6 protein-coding genes, 2 tRNA genes and 3 rRNA genes are annotated in these 12788 nt (G+C 51.8%); 7 read left to right on the top strand and 4 right to left on the bottom strand.

Annotation, left to right across the window (positions count from 1 at the left end):
* The first annotated feature begins 192 nt into the window (after window positions 1-192).
* From aspA to V1599_RS04860, 7 genes are all read left to right on the top strand, one after another.
* The gene (aspA, locus tag V1599_RS04890; protein ID WP_003855923.1) at window positions 193-1629 is read left to right on the top strand and encodes an aspartate ammonia-lyase; all 1437 of its coding nucleotides are present in this window, start codon (window positions 193-195) and stop codon (window positions 1627-1629) included.
* Between the two features lie 118 nt (window positions 1630-1747).
* A complete protein-coding gene (locus tag V1599_RS04885; protein WP_297122596.1) occupies window positions 1748-3049 on the top strand; it encodes an anaerobic C4-dicarboxylate transporter in 1302 nt (433 codons plus the stop codon).
* A gap of 113 nt (window positions 3050-3162) precedes the next feature.
* A complete protein-coding gene (cutA, locus tag V1599_RS04880) occupies window positions 3163-3486 on the top strand; it encodes a divalent cation tolerance protein CutA (RefSeq protein WP_112011971.1) in 324 nt (107 codons plus the stop codon).
* The gene (locus V1599_RS04875; protein WP_395301108.1) at window positions 3462-5171 is read left to right on the top strand and encodes a protein-disulfide reductase DsbD; all 1710 of its coding nucleotides are present in this window, start codon (window positions 3462-3464) and stop codon (window positions 5169-5171) included. The genes cutA and V1599_RS04875 overlap by 25 nt, the downstream gene beginning before the upstream one ends.
* Before the next feature lie 48 nt (window positions 5172-5219).
* Complete coding sequence (locus tag V1599_RS04870) at window positions 5220-5795, top strand: transcriptional regulator (RefSeq protein WP_297122594.1); 576 nt, start codon at window positions 5220-5222, stop codon at window positions 5793-5795.
* A 127-nt stretch (window positions 5796-5922) separates the two neighbouring features.
* Window positions 5923-5998 (top strand) — tRNA-Phe (locus tag V1599_RS04865).
* A gap of 278 nt (window positions 5999-6276) precedes the next feature.
* A complete protein-coding gene (locus V1599_RS04860; protein ID WP_395301107.1) occupies window positions 6277-7428 on the top strand; it encodes a hypothetical protein in 1152 nt (383 codons plus the stop codon).
* A 209-nt stretch (window positions 7429-7637) separates the two neighbouring features.
* Here V1599_RS04860 and rrf read toward each other — a convergent pair.
* From rrf to V1599_RS04840, 4 genes are all read right to left on the bottom strand, one after another.
* A 5S ribosomal RNA gene (rrf, locus tag V1599_RS04855) occupies window positions 7638-7753 on the bottom strand.
* A 70-nt stretch (window positions 7754-7823) separates the two neighbouring features.
* A 23S ribosomal RNA gene (locus V1599_RS04850) occupies window positions 7824-10729 on the bottom strand.
* Between the two features lie 193 nt (window positions 10730-10922).
* Window positions 10923-10998: transfer RNA gene (locus V1599_RS04845), tRNA-Glu, on the bottom strand.
* 84 nt (window positions 10999-11082) lie between these two features.
* Window positions 11083-12624 (bottom strand): 16S ribosomal RNA (locus tag V1599_RS04840).
* The 16S, 23S and 5S rRNA genes sit together here with 1 tRNA gene alongside, the layout of an rRNA operon.
* Window positions 12625-12788 lie beyond the last annotated feature (164 nt).

Raw genomic sequence — 12788 nt, 5'->3', positions numbered from 1 at the left:
TTCACAGATTAATAATTATCATGGAATCGGGGCGATAATAAGTGATCCAGATTACGGCAATTCGCTATCATCAGCATATGATCTCGAACATCGGGCTGATTGAGGGAATAATCGTCGGCCAGAAAATATTCAAAACCACATATATACTGTGTGTTTAGTACAATCCATCGGCAGCTTGAAAAGAAGGTTCACATGTTAAACAACATTCGTATCGAAGAAGATTTGTTGGGTACCAGGGAAGTTCCAGCGGATGCCTACTATGGTGTTCACACTCTGAGAGCGATTGAAAACTTCTACATCAGCAACAGCAAAATCAGCGACATCCCTGAATTTGTGCGTGGCATGGTGATGGTGAAAAAGGCCGCAGCACTGGCGAACAAAGAGCTGCAAACCATTCCTAAAAGCGCCGCAAATGCGATTATCGCCGCCTGCGATGAAGTGCTGAACAACGGCAAATGCATGGACCAGTTTCCGGTTGACGTCTATCAGGGCGGTGCGGGGACTTCCGTCAACATGAATACCAACGAAGTGCTGGCAAACATCGGCCTTGAGCTGATGGGTCATCAGAAAGGTGAATACCAGTACCTGAACCCGAACGACCACGTGAATAAATGCCAGTCGACTAACGACGCCTACCCAACCGGCTTCCGCATCGCGGTGTATGCCTCCGTGGTGAAGCTGGTCGACGCGATTAACCAGCTGGGCGATGGCTTCCAGCGTAAAGCCGTTGAGTTCCAGGATATTCTGAAGATGGGCCGTACCCAGCTGCAGGATGCCGTTCCGATGACCCTCGGTCAGGAATTCCATGCATTTAACGTCCTGTTGAATGAAGAGACCAAAAACCTGCTGCGCACCTCCGAGCTGCTGCTGGAAGTGAACCTCGGCGCTACCGCCATCGGTACACGTCTGAACACGCCGGATGGCTATCAGCAGCTGGCGGTACAGAAGCTGGCGGAAGTGTCTAACCTGCCAGTAGTTCCAGCAGAAGACCTGATTGAAGCAACGTCCGACTGCGGCGCATACGTGATGGTTCACAGTGCCCTGAAGCGTCTGGCCGTTAAGCTGTCCAAAATCTGTAATGACCTGCGCCTGCTCTCCTCCGGCCCGCGCGCTGGCCTTAATGAAATCAACCTGCCAGAGCTGCAGGCCGGTTCGTCCATCATGCCGGCAAAAGTAAACCCGGTTGTGCCGGAGGTGGTGAACCAGGTCTGCTTTAAGGTCATCGGCAACGATACGACCGTTACTATGGCGTCCGAAGCCGGTCAGCTGCAGCTGAACGTAATGGAGCCGGTCATTGGCCAGGCGATGTTTGAATCCATCCACATCCTGACCAACGCCTGCTATAACCTGCTGGAAAAATGCATCAACGGCATCACCGCGAATAAAGAAGTGTGTGAAGGCTATGTGTACAACTCCATCGGGATTGTGACTTACCTTAACCCGTTCATTGGCCACCACAACGGTGACATCGTTGGGAAGATTTGTGCCGAAACCGGTAAGAGCGTGCGTGAAGTGGTATTGGAGCGCGGCCTGTTGACCGAAGCCGAGCTGGACGATATCTTCTCTGCTCAGAACCTGATGCATCCGGCGTATAAAGCGAAGCGTTATACCGATGAAAGCGAACAGTAACCGTTCCGGGTAGGAATCCGAAAGGCACGTCACTGAGTGACGTGCCTTTTTTCTTTTCAGGCTTTACCAATTACACAACAATTTAATATCAACTTGTTAATAAGCAAGGAAGGTCGTTATGTTTGGAGCAGAACTCGTCGTCGTGCTGTTGGCGATTTACTTAGGCGCACGGCTTGGGGGGATCGGCATTGGTTTTGCCGGGGGCCTCGGCGTGCTTGTACTCACCCTACTCTTTCAAATTAAACCTGGCGCCATCCCGTTTGACGTCATCGAAATCATCATGGCGGTTATCGCCGCTATCGCAGCCATGCAGGTCGCGGGCGGGATGGACTATCTGGTGAGTCTGGCAGAACGTATGCTGCGCCGCCACCCTAAATACATCACCTTCCTTGCTCCTCTGGTAACCTGGTTTATGACCATTCTGGCGGGAACGGGCCACACGGCGTTCTCTACGCTGCCTGTCATTACCGAAGTGGCAAAAGAGCAGGGCATTCGCCCGTCTCGCCCGCTTTCGATTGCCGTTGTGGCGTCACAGATTGCCATCACCGCATCACCGATTTCTGCCGCCGTGGTTTTCTTCGCCGGCATTCTTGAGCCATTGGGCGTGAGCTACCTGACGCTGCTGGCGATTTGTATTCCGGTGACGCTGATCGCCGTGATGATCACCGCCGTACTGTGCAACTTCCTCGGCGCCGAACTGAAGGACGATCCGGTATATCAGGAGCGTTTGGCTAAAGGCGAAGTCAGCCTGCGCGGTAGCCAGGTCTTTGAGCTGAAGCCGCACGCGAAACGTGCCGTGCTGCTGTTCCTGATCGGGATTATCGCGGTAATGTTCTACGCCACCGCCATCAGCGATACCGTGGGGCTGATTCAGAACCCGGTACTGCCGCGTAACGAAGCCATCGTGGTCTTTATGCTGACCATCGCCACGCTGATTAGCATCACCTGTAAAATCGATACCAGCGAAGTGCTGAATGCCAGCACCTTCAAATCCGGCATGAGCGCCTGCGTCTGCGTGCTTGGCGTGGCATGGCTTGGCGATACCTTCGTGAAAGCCCACATCAGCGATATCCAGACCGTCGCGGGTGACCTGCTGCACAACTACCCGTGGCTGCTGGCCGTGGTGCTGTTCTTTGCCGCGACTCTGCTCTACTCTCAGGCGGCCACCACGAAAGCGTTGATGCCAGCGGCCCTGATGCTTGGGGTCACGCCGTTAACGGCAATCGCTTCCTTTGCCGCGGTCTCCGCGCTGTTTGTCCTGCCAACCTATCCAACCCTGCTGGCGGCGGTTGAAATGGATGACACGGGCTCTACCCGTATCGGTAAATATGTGTTTAACCATGCCTTCCTGATCCCAGGCGTCGTTGCCATCAGCCTGTGCGTCATCCTCGGATTTATCATCGGCGGCGTCGTGCTGTAAAGGTTTTGCCGCTGTAAAAATAGTTAAAAACGGGTCGCTGTGCGGCCCGTTTCTTTAATGACCAATCCGCTTGCGTGATATAGTGAAGACTTTCGTGATGAGGAGGTCGACTTGTGAACACGCCTGACGCTGTTGTTGTGCTTTGTACCGCCCCTGATGAAGCTTCCGCCCAGGATCTCGCCGCCAAAGTGCTGGCCGAAAAACTGGCGGCCTGCGTAACGATTCTGCCCGGCGCGACTTCCCTCTACTATTGGGAAGGCAAGCTGGAGCAGGAGTACGAAGTCCAGATGTTGCTTAAAACCAACCTGGGGAACCAGCAGGCGCTCCTTGACTGCCTCAAATCTCATCATCCTTACCAAACCCCGGAGCTGCTGGTTTTGCCAGTGGTCCACGGCGATAACGATTATCTCTCATGGCTCAACGTTTCCTTGCGCTGATCCTGCTGCTGTGCAGCACGTCAGCTTTTGCCGGACTGTTTGATGCACCCGGCCGTTCAAATTTTATTCCTGCCGACCAGGCGTTTGTTTTCGACTTTCAGCAAAATCAGCACGATCTTAATCTCACCTGGCAGGTGAAAGAGGGTTATTACCTTTATCGTAAGCAGGTAAGCATTACGCCTTCCGGTGCAAGCGTGGGCGCACTGCAGATGCCATCAGGCGAATGGCACGAGGACGAATTCTACGGCAAAAGCGAGATCTATCGTCAGCGCTTAAGCGTGCCCGTGACGGTCAACCAGGCGGATAAAGGCGCAACCCTGACCGTCACCTACCAGGGCTGTGCTGACGCAGGCTTTTGTTATCCTCCTGAAACAAAGGTCGTTCCGCTTACCGCAGTCAAAGCGTCTGCCGCTGTTTCTCCCCTCACCTCAGGGGAGAAGGACAATGTGAAAAATGAAGATGAAGCGGCTTCAGGCATGCCCTTCTCCGCGCTATGGGCTTTACTGATTGGCATTGGAATCGCGTTTACCCCCTGCGTACTGCCCATGTATCCGTTGATTTCCGGGATTGTGCTGGGTGGTAAGCGGCGTCTTTCGACCGCCCGAGCGCTTCTGCTGGCGTTTATTTACGTGCAGGGCATGGCGCTGACCTATACCGCGCTGGGTCTGGTGGTCGCGGCAGCCGGGCTACAGTTTCAGGCAGCGCTCCAGCATCCTTATGTGCTCATCGGCCTTTCAGCAGTATTTATCCTGCTGGCGCTGTCGATGTTTGGCCTGTTCACCCTGCAGCTGCCCTCTTCTCTGCAAACTCGCCTAACGCTGATGAGCAACCGTCAGCAGGGCGGTTCCGCTGGCGGGGTATTTGCAATGGGCGCTATTGCCGGGCTGATCTGCTCGCCCTGCACCACTGCGCCGCTAAGCGCCATCCTGCTGTACATCGCCCAAAGCGGCAATATGTGGCTCGGCGGCGGGACGCTGTATCTTTACGCGCTGGGGATGGGGCTTCCGCTTATCCTCGTGACGGTATTTGGCAATCGCCTGCTGCCGAAAAGCGGCCCGTGGATGGAGGCGGTGAAAACCGCGTTTGGCTTTGTCATTCTGGCATTACCGGTGTTCCTGCTGGAGCGTATCATCGGCGATGTCTGGGGCATTCGCCTGTGGGCGATGCTCGGCGTGGCCTTCTTCTCATGGGCATTCATCGTGAGCCTTGGGGCGAAAAAACCGTGGATGCGCCTGGTGCAAATCATGCTTCTTGCCGCCGCGCTGGTAAGCGTACGCCCGCTGCAGGACTGGGCGTTTGGCGCATCGGTCCAGCAGAGGCAGGCGCATCTTAATTTTACGCAGATTAGGAACGTAGACGATCTCAACGCCGCGCTCGCGCAGGCAAAAGGCAAGCCTGTTATGCTCGATCTGTACGCCGACTGGTGCGTCGCCTGCAAAGAGTTTGAAAAGTACACCTTTAGCGCGCCGCAGGTGCAAAGCGAGCTGAAAGATACGGTTCTGCTTCAGGCGAACGTAACGGCGAATAACGCGCAGGATAAAGCCCTGCTAAAGCAGCTCAGCGTCCTCGGCCTGCCGACAATTCTGTTTTTCGACGAGCAGGGCATTGAGCTGCCGGCGCAGCGCGTAACCGGTTTTATGGATGCATCGGCCTTCAGCGCACATTTGCGCAATCGCCAACCGTAAACAACACTTTAAACGGGATAACCGTTGGGAATAGCGGAGGAGAACACCGTGCAACGCGAAGACGTACTGGGACAAGCCCTGCAGTTACTTGAGATTCAAGGGATCGCCAGCACCACGCTTGAGATGGTCGCCGACCGTATCGATTACCCTCTGGATGAGTTAACACGCTTCTGGCCTGATAAAGAAGCGCTGCTTTACGATGCGCTGCGCTACCTTAGCCAGCAGGTTGATGTCTGGCGCAGGCAGCTAATGCTGAATGAAGAATTAACTGCCGAGCAAAAGCTTCTGGCGCGTTACACCGCGCTAAGCGAATGCGTAAGCAACAACCGCTATCCCGGCTGCCTGTTTATCGCGGCCTGCACGTTCTATCCGGACCCTGGCCATCCGATTCACCAGTTGGCGGATCAGCAAAAGCGTGCGGCGCATGATTTTACCCATGAACTGCTGACCACGCTTGAAGTGGACGATCCTGCAATGGTGGCGAAACAGATGGAGTTGGTTCTGGAAGGCTGCCTGAGCCGCATGCTGGTCAACCGTAGTCAGGCCGACGTGGAAACAGCACATCGTCTGGCAGAGGATATTCTGCGCTTTGCGCAGTGTCGTATGGGTGGGGCATTGACCTAAGCTGCAGCGATAAATTTACCCTTTTCGCTTCGTAAACCGTCAGATTGTCGCAAAGTTAAGCAGTTGAACGACTTTTCCCGAAATAATGTTGACGGTCAGGCGTGATTGCGGTTTAATGCGCTCCGTTGCCCGGATAGCTCAGTCGGTAGAGCAGGGGATTGAAAATCCCCGTGTCCTTGGTTCGATTCCGAGTCCGGGCACCACTATTTAAAGAACCCAGCCTATGGCTGGGTTTTTGCTTTCTTGAAATACAGTTCCTTCCCCTGACGCTCAATCTACCCGCACTGCCTGCTTTGTCTCCCTGGCTTTGCTAACACTTCAATAAATACGAAACATATCTTCCTTTTATGGAAGAAAGACTTCCTTTTGTTTGCTCTCCCCCCCCAAAACTGACCAAATAGCGCAAAAAATCACTGGCACAAAAATTGCATTAAATATTTTATTATCGCTTTCGAAAACGAAGACTTAACAAAATATGAGCATGAAAACCCTTAAAATCTTTATTGAGCCAGCATCCCTTCCTTTGACGCAGCAATTGAAAAATTATGTTCAGTCCATTGATGACGAAAACGTCTTCAGTGTGCTTATTCTTGAGAGATTAAAGTTAAATAACGCTAATCAAGTCAATGGCAGAACTGTATTTGCTTATAAAGTTAATGACCATTTATCACAAAAGCTCGATAGCGTTGCTAAATTCATCGCGAATAAAAAGGATTTTAAAATTGAGATACATACAAATATTATTCGTGAAACAGATATATTAGTGCCATTATTACAAAGAGTGCTGCCAAAGATATCATTAAAGCAACTACAACTTCATCTGTATGATGATGGCACCGGCACCATTATCCAACGCGTTATGATGGGTCGATTCGATGGTAAACTATTGAGTACAATGATGCGTGAAAGGTCGGAAGTGTTCCAGCACCTTTTAATGATGAATAAACCTCTGGGCTCATGGGAATGGAATATTGCTGATAATTATATTTGGCATTATTTTATCGATACAAAGTACTATTTACTTGAGCCTTTTTATAACAAAACGATAAAAAACCACTTTTTTGATGAACTACTTCCTTTCATAATTCCTTTATCCTATAGAGAGGGTGATATCTCGTTGCTATCAAATAATGGAATATGGGACCGCTTGTTAAATATTCCTGAAGACCTTCGTATACGATTATCAGCAATAGCAAAACATAGAGATGCCACGCTCTTTCTAACAACTTACTGTCCCGATATTCAAAAGAGAGCAGCACATCATCAAGCAATGTTAAGAAAAATCACTGAGCTTAAATCTTCAGGGATGCTGCCTATTGATACGTCCATAATTTACAAAGGCCACCCAGTCAATCATGAATTAAATCATGAACTATGCACAGCCTTGGGTGATAACATCACAGTGCTTCCGGACAATATTCCGTTAGAGTATCTTCATACCCAGAACTTATTACCTAAAAACATTGCGGGATGTTTTGGAACCTCTTTTTTCAGCATGAAAGATAAAAACGTTAAGTTCGTTATCATGAATGGCGATGAGTATTGTAATGAAAACATCATGAACATTGAGATTATTCAAATGCATAGATGCTTTGACACAGACAAAATCATCTATCTTGAGGAAACCTCCTGAAGCCTTGTTAGCTGCAGGAAAAGCTCTAAATATTTTTGCTTTTCCGTCTTTAAAGCGTTGAAACACTAATACTTTCAGTCGGTAGTTTTTCCTCTCTAATAAACTACCGGACTGATCCTGGAATGTTCTCAGGCTGTTATAGCTTCGCCTCAGCCAAACTAAAAGCAAAAAACCCCGCACCTTTCGGTACGGGGTTCTTCTTAATTGATGCCTGGCAGTTCCCTACTCTCACATGGGGAGACCCCACACTACCATCGGCGCTACGGCGTTTCACTTCTGAGTTCGGCATGGGGTCAGGTGGGACCACCGCGCTAAAGCCGCCAGGCAAATTCTGTTATCTGTATCAGGCTGAATTTTGATTGTTCGTCTCTTCGCCAAAACACCTTCGGCGTTGTAAGGTTAAGCCTCACGGTTCATTAGTATCGGTTAGCTCAACGCATCGCTGCGCTTACACACCCGACCTATCAACGTCGTCGTCTTCAACGTTCCTTCAGGACCCTTAAAGGGTCAGGGAGAACTCATCTCGGGGCAAGTTTCGTGCTTAGATGCTTTCAGCACTTATCTCTTCCGCATTTAGCTACCGGGCAGTGCCATTGGCATGACAACCCGAACACCAGTGATGCGTCCACTCCGGTCCTCTCGTACTAGGAGCAGCCCCCCTCAATTCTCCAGCGCCCACGGCAGATAGGGACCGAACTGTCTCACGACGTTCTAAACCCAGCTCGCGTACCACTTTAAATGGCGAACAGCCATACCCTTGGGACCTACTTCAGCCCCAGGATGTGATGAGCCGACATCGAGGTGCCAAACACCGCCGTCGATATGAACTCTTGGGCGGTATCAGCCTGTTATCCCCGGAGTACCTTTTATCCGTTGAGCGATGGCCCTTCCATTCAGAACCACCGGATCACTATGACCTGCTTTCGCACCTGCTCGAGCCGTCACTCTCGCAGTCAAGCTAGCTTATGCCATTGCACTAACCTCCTGATGTCCGACCAGGATTAGCTAACCTTCGTGCTCCTCCGTTACTCTTTGGGAGGAGACCGCCCCAGTCAAACTACCCACCAGACACTGTCCGCAACCCGGATCACGGGTCTACGTTAGAACACCAGCCATTAAAGGGTGGTATTTCAAGGTTGGCTCCACGCAGACTGGCGTCCACGCTTCAAAGCCTCCCACCTATCCTACACATCAAGGACCAGTGTTCAGTGTCAAGCTATAGTAAAGGTTCACGGGGTCTTTCCGTCTTGCCGCGGGTACACTGCATCTTCACAGCGAGTTCAATTTCACTGAGTCTCGGGTGGAGACAGCCTGGCCATCATTACGCCATTCGTGCAGGTCGGAACTTACCCGACAAGGAATTTCGCTACCTTAGGACCGTTATAGTTACGGCCGCCGTTTACCGGGGCTTCGATCAAGAGCTTCGCGTTGCCGCTAACCCCATCAATTAACCTTCCGGCACCGGGCAGGCGTCACACCGTATACGTCCACTTTCGTGTTTGCACAGTGCTGTGTTTTTAATAAACAGTTGCAGCCAGCTGGTATCTTCGACTGATTTCAGCTCCACCCGCAGGGGCTTCACCTACATATCAGCGTGCCTTCTCCCGAAGTTACGGCACCATTTTGCCTAGTTCCTTCACCCGAGTTCTCTCAAGCGCCTTGGTATTCTCTACCTGACCACCTGTGTCGGTTTGGGGTACGATTTCGTGTTACCTGATGCTTAGAGGCTTTTCCTGGAAGCAGGGCATTTATCACTTCAGCACCGTAGTGCCTCGTCGTCACACCTCAGCGTTAATAAGGTACCGGATTTACCTGGAACCTCCGCCTACATGCTTAAACCGGGACAACCGTCGCCCGGCTGACATAGCCTTCTCCGTCCCCCCTTCGCAGTAACACCAAGTACAGGAATATTAACCTGTTTCCCATCGACTACGCCTTTCGGCCTCGCCTTAGGGGTCGACTCACCCTGCCCCGATTAACGTTGGACAGGAACCCTTGGTCTTCCGGCGAGCGGGCTTTTCACCCGCTTTATCGTTACTTATGTCAGCATTCGCACTTCTGATACCTCCAGCAACCCTCACAGGCCACCTTCAACGGCTTACAGAACGCTCCCCTACCCAACAACACCTGAGTGTCGCTGCCGCAGCTTCGGTGCATGGTTTAGCCCCGTTACATCTTCCGCGCAGGCCGACTCGACCAGTGAGCTATTACGCTTTCTTTAAATGATGGCTGCTTCTAAGCCAACATCCTGGCTGTCTGTGCCTTCCCACATCGTTTCCCACTTAACCATGACTTTGGGACCTTAGCTGGCGGTCTGGGTTGTTTCCCTCTTCACGACGGACGTTAGCACCCGCCGTGTGTCTCCCGTGATAACATTCTTCGGTATTCGTAGTTTGCATCGGGTTGGTAAGCCGGGATGGCCCCCTAGCCGAAACAGTGCTCTACCCCCGAAGATGAGTTCACGAGGCGCTACCTAAATAGCTTTCGGGGAGAACCAGCTATCTCCCGGTTTGATTGGCCTTTCACCCCCAGCCACAGGTCATCCGCTAATTTTTCAACATTAGTCGGTTCGGTCCTCCAGTTAGTGTTACCCAACCTTCAACCTGCCCATGGCTAGATCACCGGGTTTCGGGTCTATACCCTGCAACTTAACGCCCAGTTAAGACTCGGTTTCCCTTCGGCTCCCCTATACGGTTAACCTTGCTACAGAATATAAGTCGCTGACCCATTATACAAAAGGTACGCAGTCACACCACGAAGGTGCTCCCACTGCTTGTACGTACACGGTTTCAGGTTCTTTTTCACTCCCCTCGCCGGGGTTCTTTTCGCCTTTCCCTCACGGTACTGGTTCACTATCGGTCAGTCAGGAGTATTTAGCCTTGGAGGATGGTCCCCCCATATTCAGACAGGATACCACGTGTCCCGCCCTACTCTTCGAGTTCACAGCATGTGCATTTTCGTGTACGGGACTGTCACCCTGTACCGTGCGACTTTCCAGACGCTTCCACTAACACACAAGCTGATTCAGACTCTGGGCTGCTCCCCGTTCGCTCGCCGCTACTGGGGGAATCTCGGTTGATTTCTTTTCCTCGGGGTACTTAGATGTTTCAGTTCCCCCGGTTCGCCTCGTTAACCTATGTATTCAGTTAACGATAGTGTGACGAATCACACTGGGTTTCCCCATTCGGACATCGCCGGGTCAAGGGTTCATATCACCTCGCCGGCGCTTTTCGCAGATTAGCACGTCCTTCATCGCCTCTGACTGCCAGGGCATCCACCGTGTACGCTTAGTCGCTTAACCTCACAACCCGAAGATGTTTCTTTCGATTCATCATCGTGATTGCGAAAATTTGAGAGACTCGAACACACATAACATGTGTGTCGTTTCAATTTTCAGCTTGATCCAGATTTTTAAAGAGCAAATATCTCAAACGTCACCCGAAGATGAGTTTTGAGATACGGGGGTCGGTGACTTTCACTCACAAACCAGCAAGTGGCGTCCCCTAGGGGATTCGAACCCCTGTTACCGCCGTGAAAGGGCGGTGTCCTGGGCCTCTAGACGAAGGGGACGTAAAGTCTCAATCGCAAGACGCCTTGCTGTTTACTTTTCATCAGACAATCTGTGTGAGCACTACAAAGGCAGGTTCTTTAAGGTAAGGAGGTGATCCAACCGCAGGTTCCCCTACGGTTACCTTGTTACGACTTCACCCCAGTCATGAATCACAAAGTGGTAAGCGCCCTCCCGAAGGTTAAGCTACCTACTTCTTTTGCAACCCACTCCCATGGTGTGACGGGCGGTGTGTACAAGGCCCGGGAACGTATTCACCGTAGCATTCTGATCCACGATTACTAGCGATTCCGACTTCATGGAGTCGAGTTGCAGACTCCAATCCGGACTACGACGTACTTTATGAGGTCCGCTTGCTCTCGCGAGGTCGCTTCTCTTTGTATACGCCATTGTAGCACGTGTGTAGCCCTACTCGTAAGGGCCATGATGACTTGACGTCATCCCCACCTTCCTCCAGTTTATCACTGGCAGTCTCCTTTGAGTTCCCGGCCTAACCGCTGGCAACAAAGGATAAGGGTTGCGCTCGTTGCGGGACTTAACCCAACATTTCACAACACGAGCTGACGACAGCCATGCAGCACCTGTCTCAGAGTTCCCGAAGGCACCAAAGCATCTCTGCTAAGTTCTCTGGATGTCAAGAGTAGGTAAGGTTCTTCGCGTTGCATCGAATTAAACCACATGCTCCACCGCTTGTGCGGGCCCCCGTCAATTCATTTGAGTTTTAACCTTGCGGCCGTACTCCCCAGGCGGTCTATTTAACGCGTTAGCTCCGGAAGCCACGCCTCAAGGGCACAACCTCCAAATAGACATCGTTTACGGCGTGGACTACCAGGGTATCTAATCCTGTTTGCTCCCCACGCTTTCGCACCTGAGCGTCAGTCTTCGTCCAGGGGGCCGCCTTCGCCACCGGTATTCCTCCAGATCTCTACGCATTTCACCGCTACACCTGGAATTCTACCCCCCTCTACGAGACTCAAGCCTGCCAGTTTCGAATGCAGTTCCCAGGTTGAGCCCGGGGATTTCACATCCGACTTGACAGACCGCCTGCGTGCGCTTTACGCCCAGTAATTCCGATTAACGCTTGCACCCTCCGTATTACCGCGGCTGCTGGCACGGAGTTAGCCGGTGCTTCTTCTGCGGGTAACGTCAATCGACAAGGTTATTAACCTTATCGCCTTCCTCCCCGCTGAAAGTACTTTACAACCCGAAGGCCTTCTTCATACACGCGGCATGGCTGCATCAGGCTTGCGCCCATTGTGCAATATTCCCCACTGCTGCCTCCCGTAGGAGTCTGGACCGTGTCTCAGTTCCAGTGTGGCTGGTCATCCTCTCAGACCAGCTAGGGATCGTCGCCTAGGTGAGCCGTTACCCCACCTACTAGCTAATCCCATCTGGGCACATCCGATGGCAAGAGGCCCGAAGGTCCCCCTCTTTGGTCTTGCGACGTTATGCGGTATTAGCTACCGTTTCCAGTAGTTATCCCCCTCCATCGGGCAGTTTCCCAGACATTACTCACCCGTCCGCCGCTCGCCGGCAAAGTAGCAAGCTACTTTCCGCTGCCGCTCGACTTGCATGTGTTAGGCCTGCCGCCAGCGTTCAATCTGAGCCATGATCAAACTCTTCAATTTAAGTTTGATGCTCGTGAATTAAACTTCGTAATGAATTACGTGTTCACTCAGAGACTTGGTATTCATTTTTCGTCCGAGGACGTTAAGAATCCATGTCACTTTGAGTGCCCACACAGATTGTCTGATAAATTGTTAAAGAGCAGTGCAACGCGGCTTTCGCTCAC

It is taken from the genome of Enterobacter sp. ECC-175 (assembly GCF_043968675.1).
Classification (GTDB): Bacteria; Pseudomonadota; Gammaproteobacteria; order Enterobacterales; family Enterobacteriaceae; genus Enterobacter.
Note: the sequence above shows the minus strand (reverse complement) of the source record. Positions and strands in the feature narration are given on the sequence as shown.